The 19,049-nt window shown below is 42.4% G+C and carries 17 protein-coding genes and 1 pseudogene; 8 read left to right on the forward strand and 10 right to left on the reverse strand.

All coding sequences use genetic code 11. The features are described 5' to 3' along the window. Positions 1-37: 37 nt before the first annotated feature. Positions 38-2,188 (reverse strand): glycoside hydrolase family 52 protein, encoded by a 2,151-nt coding sequence (locus tag BTR25_RS11140; protein WP_139311218.1) that lies wholly within the window; start codon positions 2,186-2,188, stop codon positions 38-40. Positions 2,189-2,209: 21 nt separating this feature from the next. Then, the gene (locus tag BTR25_RS11145; RefSeq protein WP_075688144.1) at positions 2,210-3,202 is read right to left on the reverse strand and encodes a Gfo/Idh/MocA family protein; all 993 of its coding nucleotides are present in this window, start codon (positions 3,200-3,202) and stop codon (positions 2,210-2,212) included. Between the two features lie 157 nt (positions 3,203-3,359). Between BTR25_RS11145 and BTR25_RS11150 the strand changes: the two genes are divergently transcribed. After that, the gene (locus BTR25_RS11150) at positions 3,360-4,496 is read left to right on the forward strand and encodes an ROK family protein (protein WP_075688226.1); all 1,137 of its coding nucleotides are present in this window, start codon (positions 3,360-3,362) and stop codon (positions 4,494-4,496) included. A 172-nt stretch (positions 4,497-4,668) separates the two neighbouring features. On the opposite strand, the gene BTR25_RS11155 is transcribed toward BTR25_RS11150, so the two are convergent. Further along, the gene (locus tag BTR25_RS11155; protein ID WP_075688145.1) at positions 4,669-5,184 is read right to left on the reverse strand and encodes a DoxX family membrane protein; all 516 of its coding nucleotides are present in this window, start codon (positions 5,182-5,184) and stop codon (positions 4,669-4,671) included. 250 nt (positions 5,185-5,434) lie between these two features. Here BTR25_RS11155 and BTR25_RS11160 point away from each other — a divergent pair, with 250 nt between their 5' ends. Further along, a complete protein-coding gene (locus BTR25_RS11160; protein ID WP_075688146.1) occupies positions 5,435-6,010 on the forward strand; it encodes a nitroreductase family protein in 576 nt (191 codons plus the stop codon). A gap of 115 nt (positions 6,011-6,125) precedes the next feature. On the opposite strand, the gene BTR25_RS11165 is transcribed toward BTR25_RS11160, so the two are convergent. After that, complete coding sequence (locus BTR25_RS11165; RefSeq protein WP_075688147.1) at positions 6,126-7,184, reverse strand: GDP-mannose 4,6-dehydratase; 1,059 nt, start codon at positions 7,182-7,184, stop codon at positions 6,126-6,128. Positions 7,185-7,723: 539 nt separating this feature from the next. On the opposite strand from BTR25_RS11165, the gene BTR25_RS11170 reads away from it, so the two are divergent. Beyond that, positions 7,724-7,912, forward strand: a complete 189-nt coding sequence (locus BTR25_RS11170; RefSeq protein WP_075688148.1) for a hypothetical protein — start codon at positions 7,724-7,726, stop codon at positions 7,910-7,912. A gap of 311 nt (positions 7,913-8,223) precedes the next feature. Here BTR25_RS11170 and gdhA read toward each other — a convergent pair whose 3' ends face one another. After that, positions 8,224-9,606 (reverse strand): NADP-specific glutamate dehydrogenase, encoded by a 1,383-nt coding sequence (gene gdhA / locus BTR25_RS11175; protein WP_075688149.1) that lies wholly within the window; start codon positions 9,604-9,606, stop codon positions 8,224-8,226. Positions 9,607-9,753: 147 nt separating this feature from the next. Between gdhA and gltC the strand changes: the two genes are divergently transcribed. From gltC to BTR25_RS11190, 3 genes are all read left to right on the forward strand, one after another. Then, entirely contained in the window at positions 9,754-10,665 is a 912-nt protein-coding gene (gene gltC, locus BTR25_RS11180; RefSeq protein ID WP_075688150.1) for a glutamate biosynthesis transcriptional regulator GltC, read from the forward strand. A 56-nt stretch (positions 10,666-10,721) separates the two neighbouring features. Continuing rightward, positions 10,722-11,342, forward strand: a complete 621-nt coding sequence (locus BTR25_RS11185; RefSeq protein ID WP_075688151.1) for an NAD(P)-dependent oxidoreductase — start codon at positions 10,722-10,724, stop codon at positions 11,340-11,342. A gap of 465 nt (positions 11,343-11,807) precedes the next feature. After that, on the forward strand, positions 11,808-13,097 hold the full coding sequence (locus tag BTR25_RS11190) for an MFS transporter (RefSeq protein WP_254842679.1): 1,290 nt from the start codon (positions 11,808-11,810) through the stop codon (positions 13,095-13,097). 41 nt (positions 13,098-13,138) lie between these two features. On the opposite strand, the gene BTR25_RS11195 is transcribed toward BTR25_RS11190, so the two are convergent. Both BTR25_RS11195 and BTR25_RS11200 read right to left on the reverse strand, forming a co-directional pair. After that, positions 13,139-13,558, reverse strand: coding sequence for a universal stress protein (locus BTR25_RS11195; RefSeq protein WP_075688152.1), 420 nt, complete (start codon positions 13,556-13,558; stop codon positions 13,139-13,141). A gap of 13 nt (positions 13,559-13,571) precedes the next feature. Then, positions 13,572-15,020 carry a SulP family inorganic anion transporter gene (locus tag BTR25_RS11200; RefSeq protein ID WP_075688153.1) on the reverse strand — a complete coding sequence of 483 codons (1,449 nt, stop codon included), beginning with the start codon at positions 15,018-15,020 and terminating at the stop codon, positions 13,572-13,574. 166 nt (positions 15,021-15,186) lie between these two features. On the opposite strand from BTR25_RS11200, the gene BTR25_RS11205 reads away from it, so the two are divergent. Further along, positions 15,187-15,555, forward strand: a complete 369-nt coding sequence (locus BTR25_RS11205) for a VOC family protein (RefSeq protein ID WP_075688154.1) — start codon at positions 15,187-15,189, stop codon at positions 15,553-15,555. A 168-nt stretch (positions 15,556-15,723) separates the two neighbouring features. On the opposite strand, the pseudogene BTR25_RS11210 reads toward BTR25_RS11205, so the two are convergent. Next, positions 15,724-16,718 (reverse strand): annotated as a pseudogene (locus BTR25_RS11210) (glycerophosphodiester phosphodiesterase family protein). A gap of 88 nt (positions 16,719-16,806) precedes the next feature. Beyond that, a complete protein-coding gene (locus BTR25_RS11215; protein WP_075688155.1) occupies positions 16,807-17,460 on the reverse strand; it encodes a Rossmann-fold NAD(P)-binding domain-containing protein in 654 nt (217 codons plus the stop codon). Between the two features lie 264 nt (positions 17,461-17,724). On the opposite strand from BTR25_RS11215, the gene BTR25_RS11220 reads away from it, so the two are divergent. Then, entirely contained in the window at positions 17,725-18,180 is a 456-nt protein-coding gene (locus BTR25_RS11220) for a hypothetical protein (RefSeq protein WP_254842680.1), read from the forward strand. Positions 18,181-18,320: 140 nt separating this feature from the next. Here the strand turns inward: BTR25_RS11220 and BTR25_RS11225 are convergent, their stop codons facing one another. Continuing rightward, on the reverse strand, positions 18,321-18,959 hold the full coding sequence (locus BTR25_RS11225; RefSeq protein ID WP_075688229.1) for a DUF3885 domain-containing protein: 639 nt from the start codon (positions 18,957-18,959) through the stop codon (positions 18,321-18,323). Positions 18,960-19,049 lie beyond the last annotated feature (90 nt).

Below are 19,049 nucleotides of genomic sequence, written 5' to 3' on the forward strand. Positions count from 1 at the left end.
GACTGCCTAGAGTAACCAGACAGTCTTTAACCTTCTATTAAACCTGCTGAGCTGATGTAAAAACAGGTGCTGACTTTCTGCTTTCCTCAAGCCACAGGATACTTGTAACCCCACGTGGATAGTACTTACTTCCGGCAATTTCACCAGAAATAATTTGATCGCTCCAGCTCCATACTGACAAAGTTGGATGGGTCAACCAAGCAACATGAGCAGCGTCTGCCTTCGCTCCTTTTTCATCCCATTCCCAGCCAAGAATTTCACGAGTGATAAACTGACAGAGGTAGATTTTACTTAACCAGGAGTTATTACTCGTAGACGAAATCTTCCAGCCGCCATCTTCAAACAAGCAAACACTGTCCGTTAAAACCGTCTCCAAATGCTTTTTCAACACTTGAATATAAGCACCAAAACGGCCATTGGGATCAAGCGCGTCCTGATTGTTTGTATAATACGGGAAAATTAGTCCCTCTATCGCAGGGATAATTTTAGAATCATTGCCTTCCTTAATGACAGCCGGAATATATCCGTCAGGGGTGACATGGGATACAATCGTGGCAGCACATTTTTCAGCCTGCACACCAGCTTGCTCCGACAGATCGCCCAGACCGTTTTCTTTAAACAGCTTTTCTAAGGCAACATAGGACGCCCATGTCTTGCCTGCTAAATAGATATTGTTTCTTGCCTGTCCCAGCGAAACATCCAAGCTGTCATAGGTTGTGATTTCAGCCCCGCCCATTACACGGGTTGAATCAAGTCCCATAATTCCATCACGCTGCTCGGCGATAGGATGGTCACGGTTTAACATACTCTCAAAACAGCGAACGAACACAACTACATTCTTCTTTAACCACTGCTGATCACCGGTTTGCTCTACATAAACGGAGGCACATAACACCCAGTTGACGAGCTGTTCGTACGTCATATGTGAGAAACAGCCATCCAAACCGTATAGTTCATAGGAGGAATAATGTGGACGTGAAATCGTGTTAGCGACACCCATATCGTGGGTAAAACTAATTCCACCTGGATATTCAGTCTCATCCCCAGGAAAACGAACTTTATCTTCATAGCTAAAGCGGCTTACAAACATATCCAGCTCATTTTTAACCGTCCAGGGGTTCATTTTTAACTCAAAGAAAATCTGATCGACTGTCAGGTCAAACGTGTTCATCATCCGATATTCGCCTTCATTCACGACCCAGAAAGGTTCGCCGTCTACATCTAGCAATTGCGTACAGCCATAATAACTACGAATTGAATGAATCATCATAAACTTTTGATCTTCCGATAAGCGGGCTTCTGCCACTAAGCTGTTTGCTTCCTTCGCCCGGCCGGTAAACTCATTAAAGTTTTCCAAGGCATATGCCGCTACTGATTCAAGATTACGGAAGTATCTCGTATAAAGATAGGAAGCATCCATTCCAGCGGTAACATAGCCGCCGCGATGGAAGCAAACTGCAAATTTATACGTACGTTTTTCACCTGCAGGGACATCCATCACAAGGGCACCGATAGGTCCTAACCCGAAAGTCCAGTTCTCTTCAAAAGGAGTCGTTAAAATATTTTCCAAACTAAAGTGTAAGGCTGATTTCACTTCAGGATCATTCGTTGCAATACCTGTTAACCGTCCCTGTCCAATACCGGCAATCCCATCACACGTATCATCTAAACGGCGCATGGAACTATATGGATCACTTCCCTGATAGCCAAAGAAAGCACGGCGACTTTTCGCCCCTTTTGTATTATCAACGGTTAGCTCTGCCCAAACAGCCGGAATTAACGCCTTCTTCAAATCCTCCTCTGCTGCAGTAGTTGGATCTGGTACCGATTGAGCTTGAGTGTACAGGGTAAAAGTTAAATCCCCTGCCTTCCAGGAATCTGTTCCTAATTGGAAATCCCGTTCGATTTCATCCTTTGCGAATGGCAGAATGATTCGAGGTTTATCAGGATCCGGGTCCATATTTTCAATATCGTAGCGTTTACTTTCATCGTCGGCTGTCTCAAAAAAAGGAAGGGCGTCGTAAAGTCCTTCTTGCTCTAAAGACTCAACGCCAACATAAACATTGGTTCTTGGTGAACGGCCTAGTTCTAAATCCAGACCGCCCCCATTTCCGTAAAAGCCAAGAGTAAAACTTGAAAATGCTCCAATTGGTGAATGATGTGCATTAAAAAACATATTCTTTGTCAACCGCTTCCCCTACTCTCTTTTTTAGACTAACTCTACGGTCCTTCTTTTTTCAATTGATTTGTAACAAGCTTCGATGACACGCATATTTTGCAGGATATTTTCTGCTGAATAGGCAGGTTCGAGGTTGTCAATAATCGCTTTTGAAAAATGCTCAATCTGCAGCTTATATTGATCACCTTCCAGCATTTCTGACCGATTTCCCTGATCAGATTCAATGTGAATCACACCCCGATGACCGACTACATCCGGACGGTAGGCAGCCGGTACGGTAATTTTGCCTTTTGTCCCAACAATTTCATAATCATGTCTAAAAGCCATTTCGAAACTGCAATCAACCACACAATTGACTCCATTTTCCAGCTTCATATAAACAATAGAAGATACGTCAATTCCTGTCTGTGGATCAAGTTCAGCGAACGTCTCAACGGTTACTGGTTCGGATCCAAGGATATTGCGGATTGCATGGATCCCGTAACAGCCGACATCATAAATACTGCCGCCTCCCATCTCCTTTTTCATCCGGATATTATCGTCTCTATTTTCCATGTAAAAAGAAAAACCTGCCCGCATGAATTTTGTTTCACCAATCTCTCCAGATGATATAATTTCTTTAACACGCTGATGCTGCGGATGAAATTGGTACATAAAGGCTTCCATGAATTTCACATTCCGCTTACGGCAAAATGCAGTCATTTCTTCTGTCTCTTCAACGGTCAGAGCAGCTGGTTTTTCGACAAGAACGTGTTTGCCATACTTAGCTGCTTCCATCGCCCATTGCTTATGTAAATGATTCGGCAGAGGAATGTAAACGGCTTCAATTTCTGGATTCATTAGCAGTTTCTCATAGGAATCATAATAATGTGGAATGGAAAATGCCTCGGCCACTTTTTTAGCTTGCTCACCTCTGCTGGCAATTCCAAAGATTTCAGCATTGTCTGAACGAAGAATAGCCGGAATGACTTGTGTCTGAGCAATACCTGCAGTACTAATGACACCCCAACGGACTTTTCTCAATAACGCCCATTCCTTCCCTTGTATATTTATTTTTCAACCTGAAAGAGCTTAACTGAGTATATTATAACATCAGGTTATATGTTTGTATATTCATTAAACTAAGTTTATGTTAAAATAAAACCAATAATAGATATAAGGAGTTTTCGAAGTGGAAACTATGACATGGAATCAACAGATTGTTAAAAAGAACAACAAAGCCCTCGTATTGCAATATATCATCGAAAAAGAGCCAATTTCAAGGGCCGAAATTGCCCAAAGCTCTGGATTACACAAGGCAACCGTCTCTTCTCTGGTGAATGAACTATTAGAAGAGGAACTAATTTTCGAATCAGGACCTGGAGAATCAAGCGGCGGTCGGCGACCCGTGATCCTTCATTTTAATAAAACAGCCGGTTATGCGATCGGAATTGATATCGGGGTAAACTATGTATTATGTGTCTTAACCGATTTAAAAGGTAGGATCGTGATTGAAAAAAATCAAGTGGTACAACGAACTCCCTATCCTTCCATCATGAGTATTGTGAAAAGTATGGTTCAGTCCCTAAAGGAAGAAATGCCTAGTAGCAGGTACGGCATTGTTGGAATCGGTGTGGGCGTGCCCGGGATTGTTAACAAAGAAGGTACGGTACTACTCGCTCCAAATTTAGGCTGGACCAACATCCAGTTAAAGAAGGACCTCGAGGAATTATTCCTAGTTCCTGTCATGATTGAAAACGAGGCAAATGCCGGGGTGATTGGCGAACAGCAGTTTGGCGCGGGTCAAGACTTTGATAACGTCATATATGTCAGTGCGGGAATTGGAATTGGCGTAGGGATTATTTTAAACAAAGAATTATATCAAGGGAAAAATGGATTTTCTGGTGAGATGGGACATATGGTAATTGACTTGGATGGGAAGCCATGCAGTTGCGGCAGCAGAGGATGCTGGGAAGCGTACGCATCTGAACATGCATTATTGGAGCTGGCTAATGTGGATACCGCATCACTTGAGACGCTGGTTGAACTAGCAGAAGGCAGCGATCATACTGCACTGGGCCATTTTAAGGAAATTGGCAGGTACCTAGGTTTTGGCATTAATAATATTATTAATACCTTTAACCCTGACCAAGTCATCATCGGAAACCGATTGGCCTTAGCCCAAAAATGGATCGAAGAACCAATCCGGACCACCATCAGCAATCACACACTCACCCATCACCAAAAAGACCTAAAAATACACTTCTCCAAACTCGGAAAATACTCCACCGCCCTAGGCGTATCCGCCTTCGCAGTCGAGAGCTTCATAAAAGGGTGAGCACGGGGGGTGAGCACGGGGACGGTTCTCCTGCTTCCTTTGACCAAAGTTTTGGAGATTTCCACAGGGATCACTGTTATATTGAGGAGCAGAGGAAGAAGTGGAAGCAGGAGAACCGTCCCTCTGCTTCCAGAAAAAAACGACCCAAATATCGAGTCGTTTTTCCTTCTAGTTAGGCAGCTGCCTTCCCAGTATCTTTACCAACGTATGTTTTAATAGTTTTGCGAATGAATGGAATCACCCAGCGATCTAAGCCGTAACGTCCTGCGTTGTAACCTGCTGCTAGGATGATGAAACCTAAGAAGATATCTGTTGGGTTGTGAGAAACGGTCCCTGCTAAGAAGAAGCTGAAGTTCATAACTAGCCCAAAGAAAACGGCCACTGTTGTGAAGCATCCTAACATAAGACCTAAACCTAATAATACTTCGCCCCAAGGTACAAGGAAGTTGAACAATTCAATGTTTGGCAACGCAAAGCTTTCTAAGAAGTTAACGTACCAGCCGTAAACTAAGTTACCGTCTGGGCCTTTTACCGGATTTGCTACTGCATTTTTCAAGTATCCAGAAGCGTCGAAGCCTCCTGAGATTTTGCCCCATCCTGCTGTGAACCAAGCGTAACCGAGATATAGACGAATGATTGTTAAAATGGCTGCAGATATATTATTTTCTCTTAAAATTTTATTAAACATAATGGCATTCCGCCTTTCCTAATTTACTTGCTCCTTACACTTACAATATATTACATAAACAACATTAGTAACATAGGGATAGTGTTAAGTTCACAATTTGTTAGAAATGTTTTGACAGAATGTTGAACAGCCGTGTGGAAGCGGAGGGACGGTTCTCCTGCTTCCCATTCGACAAACCTCAGGACGTGACAGACACCTTTTTTTCGTGATACTATTATCTCGAATCTAAACTAAATTTCCGGAGGTATGTATGGTCAATCAAGCAGATAGTGTTAGAATAACTGAATTTCCGATTGATCCTTTGTTTACGAATAGATGGTCACCCCGCTCGTTTTTAGAAAAAGAGGTTCCGAACGATATTTTATTAAGTCTATTTGAAGCTGCTAAATGGGCAGCCTCAGCAAATAACTTACAGCCTTGGAAATTTATCATTGCCCGTACCGAGCAAGTACGGAAGAAATTTCATTCGTTCATCCTCCCAGGCAACCTCGTATGGTGTCAGAAAGCACCTGTATTTGCTCTGATTCTTTCCGAGAAAACACGAGACGGAAAAACGATTCGTACACATGCTTTTGACACAGGGATGGCAAGTGCAAACCTTGTTTTAGAAGCAACCAACAAAGGTCTCGTCACCCATTTCATGGGCGGAATCAATCTGAAGCTTGCAAGAGAAGTATTAAACATTCCCGAGCAATACGAAATTCACGCCCTGCTCGCCATTGGCTATCAAGGCGAAAAGGAAAGCCTGCCCGAGGACCTGCAGCTTAGAGAAAAACCAAGCGGCCGAAAAGAGCTAAACGAAATCGTCTTTGAAGGGTCATTGTAAAGCAGAGGTGAAGCAGAGGGTGAAGCAGAGGGTGAAGCAGAGGGACGGTTCTCTCTGCTTCTTTTTCTTTTTCCAAAAGGAAGCAGGAGAACCGTCCCCATGCTTCACCCATGCTTCACCCATTCTTCCATTTTACATACCATGCGGCAAATTTCGTTAATCCTTGTTCGATGGTGGTTGAGGGTTTATATCCCACTTCTTTTTCTAACAGTTCTGTAGATGCGTAGGTTGCCGGTACGTCTCCAGGCTTCATTGGTTCAAAGATCCTTTCAAACAACACTTCCTTTTCTAGTGCCTTGCTTAAGGCTTTTTCCAGTGTTTCCACAAACACCATCAATTTCTCTGGGCGATTGTTTCCGATGTTATACAATTTATGAGGAACGTCCGCAATCTCAAAATCAGACTCATTTCCAGATCGAGCAGGAGGATTGCCTATCACGCGTGCCATCCCTTCAACAATGTCATCGATATATGTAAAATCTCGATAAAGATCATTTTTGAAATCACCGTTGTTAAAAATCCGAATCGGCTCACCCGCAAAGTACCGCTCCGCAAATCCAAAGTAAGCCATGTCAGGCCTGCCCAAGGGTCCATAAACAGTAAAGAACCTTAGCCCTGTAGCTGGTATTTTATACAAATGGCTGTACGTATAAGCGATCAGTTCACAGGACTTTTTAGTAGCTGCATAGAGTGAGACCGGATGATTCACAAAATCAGTTTCTTCAAACGGCACCTTCTGATTGGCACCGTAAACAGAGCTGGAAGATGCGTAAACAAGATGCTCGACAGGATAGCACCTGCACGCCTCAAGGATATTATAAAAACCGATTACATTACTTTGCATATACACATCTGGATTCTCAATCGAATACCTCACACCAGCCTGGGCAGCAAGATTCACTACGATTTCAGGTTTATACTCTTCAAACAGCCCCATAATCGCAGCCTTATCAGAAATATCACCTTTCACAAACGTGAACTTTTCATATACCTCCAGCATCTCTAAGCGTGTATGCTTCAACTTCACGTCGTAGTAATCATTTAGATTGTCAATTCCCAACACCTGGCAGCCCTGCTCCAGTAGATTTTTAGATAAAAAGAATCCGATAAATCCGGCTGCACCTGTAATAAAGTACGTTTTACTAGTATCTAGCGGCTTGTAACCTTCATTCATCTCATCTCAACTTCTCTCCTGCCAGTATACCGATTCCCCACGACTCCCATCTCCCGTCCAACACAGTTATACTCCACTCCTGTCCTCTCCATCTCATCGAGGTCAAAAATATTCCAGCCATCATACACAAGCTGCATCCATATCTAGCGGCGGAGCCACTGTTTACATCAATTATATACACAGGGACGGTTCTACTGCTTCTTTTTTTGGCAGATAACCTTTACATTAACTAAGATCATTTGTTTAAACTAGTTACCTATGTTATGGTTTTTATATACATCAATAGGATTAAATTGGGAATATGGTTCTTGTTTTTAGGCACCTGAAAACGCGCGCAAGCAAGAACCGTCCCCGTGCTAAAAAAAGTCGGTGCATTTACATGGAGAAATTGTCGTTTGTGTTAGCAATCCATATTATTCGGAGAAACTACTTCAAGGAGGTAAGCTTTTAGCAAGTGCTTTTAATGGGGAATGCATCATATTAAACGTTCTAAACTCGCAATATGATGAACTAGATTTTAATCAGTTCAAACGAAGCTCATGTTCGAATTACTGACAGAAAAGTATAATGTTCAAATTCAAACTGATCTTTCCATTGACAGGATGGTTTCACTGCATATCGCCGAGTTTGCTGAAAAAAACGAGGCTACCCAAATTGTCGTGGGTCAAGTTGCCCAAACGAAACTTGAACTTATCATTTTAAAAGAATCCATGATAACAGTCTTTTAGAAAATCTTGAAAGTGTTGATATCCACATTGTAGAAGTGACGCGCGAAGTGAGCATAGCGGGGATGAATATCAGCGAGGAATTCCCGCAAATTTAATTAAAGAAACATCATGAGGATAAACAGATCGTTCAAGAAGGGGCAGACTTTTCCAATGGTTTTTTTGTTATTAAAAAGGAAAATAATCACCAATTCTTAAAAGGAATCCATGGCAAAATCAAGGAAGACCCTATCAATCAACTAAATCAATAAAACAAATGGAGACGGTTCTCCCTGCTTCAAAAGGAAGCACAAGAACCGTCCCCATGCATTTTTCTAAATAACTCCTTGTTCGATCATGGCGTTGGCTACTTTTTGGAATCCAGCTATGTTTGCACCGATAACTAGGTTGCCTGGGGTGTTGTATTCTTCTGATGCTTTTATACTCTTACGATAGATGTCTTTCATGATGTCTTGTAGTTTTAGGTCTACTTCTTCTTGTGTCCAAGCGAGTCTTGCACTGTTTTGCGCCATTTCTAAAGCTGAGACTGCAACTCCGCCTGCATTTGCTGCTTTGGCAGGTCCAAATAAAACGTTCTGATCGATAAAGGTATCAACCGCATCTAGAGTAGACGGCATATTGGCCCCTTCTCCGACAGCTTTTACTCCATTAGAAACTAACATTTCTGCTGCTTCCTTATTGATCTCATTTTGCGTAGCACATGGTAAAGCAATATCGCATGGAATCGTCCAGATTCCTGAACAGCCTTCTTGATAGATCGCATTCGGATGTTCCCGGACATATTCAGAAATCCTTTGATTCTCTACTTCTTTTAAACGCTTAACCGTTTCTAGGTTGATTCCACTTGGATCATAAACATAGCCGCTTGAATCACTGCAGGCAACTACTTTTGCACCAAACTGCATGGCTTTTTCCATTGCATAAATAGAAACATTTCCTGAACCAGAAACGACGACTGTACTTCCCTTAAAGCTTAGTCCCTTATCCTTAAGCATTTCTTCTACGAAATAAACCAATCCGTAGCCGGTTGCTTCTTTCCGTCCTAAACTCCCTCCGTAGCCGATGCCTTTTCCAGTTAGAACACCTGCTTCGTAGGCATTTTTCAATTTTTTATATTGACCAAACATGTATCCAATCTCTCTAGCTCCTACCCCGATATCCCCAGCAGGAACATCCGTATCCGGCCCGATATGTCTGCTAAGCTCTGTCATAAAGCTCTGACAAAAACGCATAATTTCTAAATCTGATTTACCCTTTGGATCAAAATCCGCACCGCCTTTTCCGCCGCCGATCGGCTGCCCGGTTAAGGAGTTTTTGAAAATTTGCTCGAACCCAAGAAATTTAATAATACTTGCGTTAACAGATGGGTGAAACCTTAGTCCCCCCTTATAAGGTCCAATCGCACTATTAAACTGTACACGAAAACCGCGATTGACTTGGACATTCCCATGATCATCCACCCATGGGACTCTAAAGGTAATCAAACGCTCAGGTTCAACTATTCTTTCAAGGACTGCTTGTTTGATATAGTTCGGATTCTTCACAAGGACAGGTACTAAGGAATCCAGTACCTCTTTAACAGCCTGCTGGAACTCTTCCTCATTTGGATTACGCAATTGAACACTTTTAAATAAGCGATTTACGTAATCCTTTACGATTTGCAATTGACTCTCTTCTACTTTTTCCAGCATTTTCATCCCATTCAGCCCCTAATATATTTAAATTTGAGAAATTTCCCTTTTATTAAATGTGTTTTTATTTTATAATTTTATAATTAATAGTTCCAATGCTGATTTTCGATGAAATCAATGCGTAAAACGCATTAAAGTTGGAGTGATGTAAACATGGAAACGAGGCAAATTCAATATTTTCTAGAAGTGGCAAAAAGGGAGCATGTAACCGAGGCGGCAGAGGCCTTGCATGTAGCCCAATCTTCCGTTAGCAGACAAATTTTCAATTTAGAAAACGATCTAGGAGTAGAACTTTTTATTCGTGAGGGGAGAAGCGTAAAATTAACTCCTCTAGGCAGGATTTTTTATGAACGGGTGAAACAAATATGGAACATGATGGAGGATGCAAAAAGAGAAGTAGAAGAACATTTAAAACCTGAAAAAGGAACGGTTCGAATTGCATTTCCGATTAGCATGGCAGCCCACACACTGCCTTCGATTATATATGCTTTTCGTACCAGATATCCAGAAGCTAAATTTCAAATGAGCAATGCACTTTATTATGATTTAATTGATGGTGTGGTAAATGGTGAATTTAATTTGGCGATGATTGCACCTATGCCCAACCATGAAAAAGAAACAAAAATTAAAGGAGCAACTCTTTTCACTGAAAATATAGTAGCCCTTATTCCTCTTCATCATCCATTAGCTGATCGAAAATCAATAAGGTTAAGGGACTTAAAGGATGATCCATTCTGTGTCCTCCCTGAAGGATTTGTTTTTCGCGAACAAGTGGTACAAGCGTGCAACGATGCTGGGTTTTCCCCACAAATTGCATTAGAAGGAAAAGATATAGATGCCTTAAAAGGACTGGTCTCGGCAGGGTTAGGAGTAGCCTTAATGCCAGAAATGACATTGGTCGATAACACACCTCGGTCCACCGTCATGAAACCAATCTCAGATGCCAATCTTACCCGAACCGTTGGAGTCATCTTCCCAACCCAACGCAAACTCCTTCCAACCGAAGTCCTATTCTATAACTTCCTGCTGGAAACATACGAAAGATTAAATGAGTTTAGTAAATAAAGAAGCATGGGGACGGTTCTCGTGCTTCCACACAAAGGAGGATTCATCATCCAACCATGAATATATTAATTCTAGGGGCAACAGGACGAGTTGGATCACATATAGTTACTCATGCGCTTAATGACAAGCATCAAGTTACAGTATTAGTCCGGACACTCGAAAAGATTCAAATCAGCGATAAATACTTATCCATCATTCAAGGGAATGTTTTAGATAAGGCTGATATCGCAAGGGCAATGCAGGGGGTTGATGTGGTGATTAGTGCATTAAATACAGATGGGACCACTACCTTATCAGAAAGCGCTCCCTTAATGATCGAGGCCATGAAAAAAGAAGGAATCCGAAGAATTATTACTGTAGGAACAGCTGGAATCCTCCAAAGCAGAGTCAACCCAGATCTACTACGGTACCAGTCAAGCGAGTCAAAGAGAAAATCAACCCGCTCAGCCGAAGAACACGAGAAGGTTTACGACCGCCTGAAACTGTCGACTCTCGATTGGACCATAGTCTGCCCTACCTATCTACCGGATGGCAGCGCAATGGGGCAATACCGTGTTGAACGGGATGTCTTGCCCGAGGGAGGATCGGAAATATCCGTCGGGGATACAGCAGAATTTACCTACCGTCAAATTTATAGCAACGATTTTATTAAATCACGTGTTGGCATTGCTTATTAAACAAGGCTTTTCTTCAGAGCTTGCTGTTTGAGTAAAAATACATTAAAAGAAGCACTGCGCTTAGACGGGAATTTCCCCTATATCTAGATCACAGTGCTTCTTTATTTTATGAGCGGTTTAATGTATTTCGTTCTACATTAACAGCATGTCTGTAATACAAGTGCCATCATCCTTAGAAGTGGAAAGCTCTCCTCAATCTTTCTACCACTTACTATGTTTGAATTGTAACCTGGTAGGTTTTATTTCGCCGCAACCAACCATTTTCACTTTTAAAAGGAAGCACAGGGACGGTTCTCGTGCTCCCCCTATGCAAAAAGAAGCAGGAGAACCGTCCCTGTGAGAACGCTGTGAGAACGTCTCGGACGGTCAAAAAGAAGCCGGAGAACCGTCCCCATGTCTCATCCTTGCCTCAATTTAATGGGTGTTTTATGATGGGTAGGTGATGCTTTTTGAGGGGGGCTAGCTTTGGGTAATGGCGTGAGGAAGGGGCATTCGTTTTATTATGGTTGGGTGATTGTGGTTATGGCTGCGCTGGGGAGTTTTTTTTCGGGGCCAGGGCAGACGTATTCGAATTCGATTTTTATTGATGAGTACATAAAAAGTTTTGGCTGGACCCGTTCGGAGATTTCCAGTTTATATTCGATCGCTACTTTATGTTCTGGTCTGTTGATGTTTTTCATGGGCCGCTTAGTCGATAAGCTCGGGCAAAGGAAAATGATCGTGATCGTCAGCCTACTGCTTGGATTGGCTTGTTTTTTTAACAGCATGGTTGTAAATACGTGGATGCTGGCCATCGGCTTCTTTCTTATCAGACTGTTCGGCCAAGGCAGCATGACCCTGGTTCCGAACACGCTTGTCCCGCAGTGGTTTATCCAAAAGCGAGGCCGGGCGATGAGCTTTTTAGCTTTAGGAGGAGTGGCCGGTGCGGCATTTTTTCCCATTGCCAATACATGGCTCATTCAACAGACCAGCTGGCAGACCACCTGGCAAGTTTGGGGAGTATTACTAATCGTTCTTTTTGCACCGCTTGCCTTTTTCGTTGTTCGAAATCGTCCTGAGGATATTGGCTTGCACCCAGACGGCAAACCGCTCATCGCACCTAACGGCAGCAAAAACAAAACAACCAACTACGTTCAAGAAAGCGATTGGACTTTACAGGAAGCGATGAGAACGAGAACCTTTTGGGCCGTGTTAATTTGTGTCGGCATTCCCGCACTCGTGAACACCGGGATCACCTTCCACCTACTCTCCATTTTCGATCAGAATCAATTATCACCACAACTCGCGGCAACTGTTTTGAGTTTAATGGCAATCATCGGCTTTCCAATCTCGTTTATTTCGGGCTTTATTTTAGAAAAAGTAAAGACTAATAAACTGCTAGTCGTTGTTTTTATGATGGAAGTTCTCATTCTCTTCGTCTTAATCCATATTAATAGTGTACCGTTGGCCATCCTTTTCGCCGTATTATGGGGAATTGGCGGCGGAATTGAGCGGATTACGCTGAACATCGTTTGGTCCAATTACTTTGGACGAAAATATCTCGGCAGTATCAGCGGGGTTGCGATGATGGTCATGGTCATTGGTTCTGCGGCTGGGCCTTTGCCGCTCGGAATCGGGTTTGATACCTTCCAGAGTTACACCGAAAGTTTATTTCTATTGATGATCTTCCCAGCCCTCGGGGTCGTAAGTGCGATTCTTGCGAAAAAACCTGACAGACAGGAATTTTTAATCAAACAGGCTGCTAAAGTAAACTAAAAACAGAACGGTCTTCCAATGACCGTTCTGTTTTTGTATCCCTATTTCACTATTAAAACAGGACATTTCACCCGTTTCGCCACTTTATGACTGACACTACCTAAAACAAATTCCTGGAGAGTGTTAAGTCCTCTGCTTCCAATGATAACGATTTCAAAATTATTTTTATTCACATAATCCACAATCACTGGGCCCGGTTCACCGTGGAGAATTTTAATCTCAAAGGCTACACCTGATTCTTTCGCCATTTTTTCAACTTCCCGCATCCGGCTTCGGCGTGCGTCCCCGATATCGGCTGAATTCCAATTGCTAAGGACATCAGACTTGACTTTGTCGTGATCGACCACGTAGATCACTTCAATCTTAGACTCAGCGCTGCATTTCGCGATATGAATCGCGTTTTCAGCCGCTCTCTTGGAGTGCTCAGAACCATCTGTAGCTAACGCAATTTTCTTGTACATCCCCGCAACCTCCCTAATGTGTGCCCAGTTTGTTGGCTAATTTATTTACTAATTCTGTACTATCCTCGTTTAGTCCTCTAACGTTCACAATAATTTCATTTTCTTCAAATTTCGAAACAATCCGATCAACTGCAGCTACCGCAGAATCATCCCATATATGAGATTCGCTAAGATCTATATCAACACTCTTTACGTCTTCCTTGTAATCAAATTTCGTTAGAAGTTCGGTTACCGATGCAAAAAATAGTTCACCTTTCACGTAATATATTCTTTTATTACCTTCAACTGAACGAGTTACACGTATTTTAGAGATTTTTGATACAAAAAACATCGCACTTAAAATAATTCCTGTAAAAACGCCAATAGCCAAATTATGCGTCAAAACCACGGCGAGTACAGTGACAACCATCACGACCGCATCACTTCTTGGAACTAGGTGAAGGGTGCGCACAGAGTTCCAGTCAAAGGTACTGACGGAAACCATAATCATCACTCCAGCAAGAGCGGCCATCGGTATTTGCACAACAATTTTTCCAAGAACGACAATCAAGAACATCAAAAAGATTCCGGCAACAAAAGCCGAAAGCCTTCCCCTTCCGCCTGACTTCACGTTGATGACAGACTGGCCAATCATCGCACACCCCGCCATGCCCCCAAAAAATCCTGTTACAATATTCGCAATTCCCTGCCCTCTGCTTTCCACATCCTTATCACTTCCCGAATCCGTCATATCATCTACAATCGAGGCGGTTAGCAGCGATTCTAATAAACCCACAACAGCAAGTGCGAGGGAATAAGGCAAAATAACGACTAAGGTCTCGAGGTTCAAAGGGATGTCAGGAATCAAGAATGCCGGCAGGGTTTGCGTGATGGCACCCATATCCCCTACCGTTCGCACATCTATTTTTAAAAGAATCACTAAAGCTGTGATGGAGACAATCGCAACAAGAGTCGAAGGGATTGTCCTTGTTAAATAAGGAAACAAGTAAATAATCGCTAAAGTGGCTCCCATCAGCACAAAGATCATCCAGGTTTCGCCCACAAAATGCTGGAACTGCGAGGTGAAAATTAAAATCGCTAAGGCATTCACAAACCCAATCATCACCGACCGGGGGATAAATTTCATATACCGCGCCAGTTTGAAGATACCGAACAATATCTGAAATACACCGCAAAGGATGGTCGCTGCCAGCAGGTATTGGATACCGTAATCTGCCACCAAATCAATAAATAACAGCGCCATCGCTCCTGTGGCAGCTGAAATCATCCCGGGCCTTCCGCCGACGAAGGAAATAATAACGGCAATCGTGAAGGAAGCATATAACCCAACCATCGGATCAACCCCAGCGATAATTGAAAAAGCAATCGCCTCAGGAATCAACGCCAAAGCCACAACAACTCCAGAGAGAATATCTCCCTTCACATTCCCAAACCATGACTGCTTATAAGAAAATCGCTCCAAACTAATACCCGCCTTTCGAAGAGGTCTATAAAAATAACATTCCCTCTTCGTGAAAAAAAATGAAGCACAGGTGAAGCACAGGGACGGTTCTCGTGCTTCCCTTGACTTTTTTTCAAATTTTCGAAATAATTCAGTGCAAGACGTCGTTAATTAAGGAGAGAGAGAAATGAGTACGATTCAAAAGATTAATCAAATCGGGGTGCCCGTTAAGGACATACATAGAGCAGTTGAGTTTTATAAGTCGCTTAGCCTGCCACTGCTTTTTGCAACAGATACAATGGCGTTTCTCGACTGTAATGGCACTAGAATTCTTCTCAGCTTACCTGAAAAAGAAGAATTCGCTCATCCAAGTTCCGTCATTTACTTTCAAGTCGAAAACATTAAAGAAACCTACGATAAATTCAAAAATGAAGGGATTACCTTCATCAACGAACCACACATCGTAGCAAAAATAAACAGCACCGAAACATGGATGACCTTCTTCAAAGACACAGAAAACAACACCCACGCATTTGTTAGCGAAGTGGAAGCATAGGTGGAAGCATAGGGCCGGTTCTCGTATCCTTCTAATAGCCAATAGTTAATCAAAAAGGGTTAGTCCACAATGCACTTTATTCATGCAATGCGGAACATACCCTTTTCTTCACGCTGCAAATAGGCTTGTCTGAAATTCAATTCAGATTCTCGTGAAGTTAACCTGAAATCACTTTTCGGAAGCAGGAGAACCGTCCCCGTGCTTCCCAATCCTTTCAATACGATTGGTCCATATTCCCCCATTATAGTTTTCGGGAAGGCGTTTTAAATCTTTATTGCTATCAAATCCTTCTGACCAGCCTCCATCACCTGCAACCACGATGACTCGTGTATTGGCATCTTCCATTCGATTTAAGAACTTCATAGGAAATCCCCATAGATAGTGAGCATACTTTTCTGGGATGTGTAATTGTGTGTTTTTACAGGCTGATGGTACATATCCTGTCCAACCAACGGCGATATAGGGAAGAAGGCAGCTTTTCATCGTTTCTAGTGACATGACACGAAGCTTAGGCATTTTCGCTTTCAAGATGCTAATTGGTTCATCGTCACCATAAACTGCAATCAATTCTAGCTGATTCGGTGGTAATTTTTCCAGATAGGTCACTAACAGCTCACCGTCATCCTTCTGATTACTTTTTATATGAATTAACAAATTCTTTCCTGAAATTGAGATAGAACTTCCGTCAAAGAAGGCATTAATCCAACTCCTTTTCCGCGGAAAGGATAAGTCTGGCCATCATCTGCCGTATACCCATACCCAATGTCCAACTGCTTTAACTCACTCATGGTATATTCAGTTGGTTCACCTTTTTGATCCGTTCTACATTCGAGGGTAGCATCATGAAAAACAGCAAATTGATCATCTTCCGTTCGTTTAATATCGAACTCAACAACATCCGCACCTTGGTCAAAAGCCGCTTGAATCGAAGGAAGAGTGTTTTCAAGATAGGGGTGCTCCGGCTCATAAATCCGCTCAGCAGTACAGGTGTCCCACTTAATGTCCTCCATAGTAAAAGTCTGTGTCATACCCCTATGTGCCAGTAGCAAATGTCCTCTATCGCGATCATTACTGAAAATGGACGTATTATTTAAGTAGATAAAAATAACGAAAAAAAGTAGAAATATAACCAACCTCTTTAACCGTCGCCTCAGGTTGCTCAAATTTAACCCCTCCCAATGGTGCAGGAAAAAACCACCCCTGTGCCCTCCACGTGTTCACCAATGATGCACGTAGAACCGTCTCCGTGCTTCAAATTTTCTTCAACTCAGAACTTTCTATAATAGAGCTGGAATAGCCGTGTTTTACTACTTGAACCATCGCTTTTCCAATCTGTTCTGAGCTGATGACGATGCTTAATTTCATTAGGAGTGGATTAAATGGCTTTAATACGTCATATAAAAGCTGATACCATTTTGTTTTGGATTTCACTCCATGCATAGGTATGATCGCTCCTGGCCTAAACATATAGGCAGCCTTAAAAGGCAACCGGAGCAAGTCATTCTCAGTCTTCCCCTTTACCCTTGCCCACATCGCACGCCCTTTTTCGCTACTGTCTGTCCCGCTTCCGGAAACATAAATGAACGTCATGTTCGGATTTAGTTCCGCTAATTTTTTAGCAACGGACAGAGTTAGGTCATACGTAATTTTTTTAAACACATCTTCCTTCATACCCTGGGAAGACACTCCAAGGCAGAAAAAACAAGCATCAAACCCTGTTACTTCACCTTCGATTGACGATAACTCGGCTACATTTTCAAGCTCAATCTCTCTTAACTTATTATGCTCCTGATTCGTCCGCTTTCGACCGACCGTTAGGATTTCTTGAACCTCGACGTCCAACAAACATTCACGCAGTACACTTTGCCCAACCATCCCGGTAGCACCAAACAAAATGACCTTCATTTTATTACTCCCCCTCAGAGAAGCATGGGGAGAAGCATGGGGACGGTTCTCCTGCTTCTTCTTCAACATATTTCCAATAGTACAAAACAGCAAGTTTTCCAACTGTTTTCGTGTAAAGTGGGACTTATCCTTTATTTAATATTAGTAAAATCGATTACTCAACGAGGTATTGGAAGCACGAGAACCGTCCCCGTGCTTCAACCCCTGCTTCAAAATTGTAACCTAGAAAAACATTTAACGTCCAATTAGTAAAGGGGTGATTTTGTGAGGTTGGTGATTGTATGGTTATCATTTTGCATGTTTATGCTTGGAGGTTGTTCGAATGTACCAAAAGGGGAGGAAGATGTATTTCCTCCATCTATGAATGCGGTCATTCATATTAACGGGACAGACTACCCAATGGAGGAAGGCAATTATGAGTGGTCAAGAAAAAAAGGGTTAGAGACTGAGGTTGTGCAAACAGATCACGCTTCTCCCAACCAAATGGCAGACAATATAGAACCGATACTCTTAACTTCCGATCAAAAAGTAGAAATTAAGATTGAAGATAACCCTGACATCTCAGTTTATTTATGGAATGACCAAGGAAGGGAAAAAACAATTGAAACCCAAGCTGACCAATTCACCATTCCCTCAGCTAAAGGGAAATATATCTATGAAGTCCTAGCAAAATGGAAAAACGGAACCGTTTCCTATACCTTTGTGATAGAAGTCGAATAAGGAGCACGGGGACGGTTCTCCTGCTTCCTTCCAAGTTAAAGTAATCAAGCACTCTCGCTAAATTAGGTTAGGACACCCGGAGTCCCTGGTAAATTCCACTAAACTTTCCTGCATCAGAATAACACAATCAATCGTGCTATTTAAAATACCTTCTCTATATCTTCCCGATCGTAATCTAATATCCAGTCGCTATACCTTTGGTAAACTTCGCGGATTGATTCCGGAGAAGTGGCCAGTATGTCGCATCCCCTATCATCATAAACGTGGAAAATGGTCTTTTTATTCATATTGATAAAATAAATCCGATGAAAAATACTTGGTTGAATGCCTAGATCTTGATTACACACTGCTTTTAACAGCGGGATGTACTTCAAATCAGATGTTTTACATGTAAGAGCAAATCTATGTGTTTTATACTTTCCATCCTCATCATCCTCAGGGAAAACATAAGGCATTTTGGTATGCTTCAATTGAAATAATAGGGCCTTTTCACAAACATAAGGTGAAAGAATCCTTCCCTTGTGCTGATAGGCCTTTCCATCTCCAAAGTCATTCACATCCACCACAACAAAGAGTTCCTCATCAGGAGAATGCAAGGCTTTAAATAACGTGACCGCCCGGTGATAAACGCCCTGAAGATAAGGGTTATTAGCCGATATGTACTCCCGACTCCACTCTACTCCTAGTTCGAACCTTATTCCAATGTCCCAATTGTAAAACAAAGGCGGCCTAAGGACTAAGCTAGGAAAAAATTCACTCATATAGTCATCCAAATACACCGGTACCCACATCCATCCTATCCGATATTGAACTGGGAGCTACTTATTTCCTATTGCCCCCTGTTGTTTGGAAGCACGAGAACCGTCCCT

It is taken from the genome of Bacillus sp. MRMR6, from assembly GCF_001940785.1.
Classification (GTDB): domain Bacteria; phylum Bacillota; class Bacilli; order Bacillales; family Cytobacillaceae; genus Neobacillus.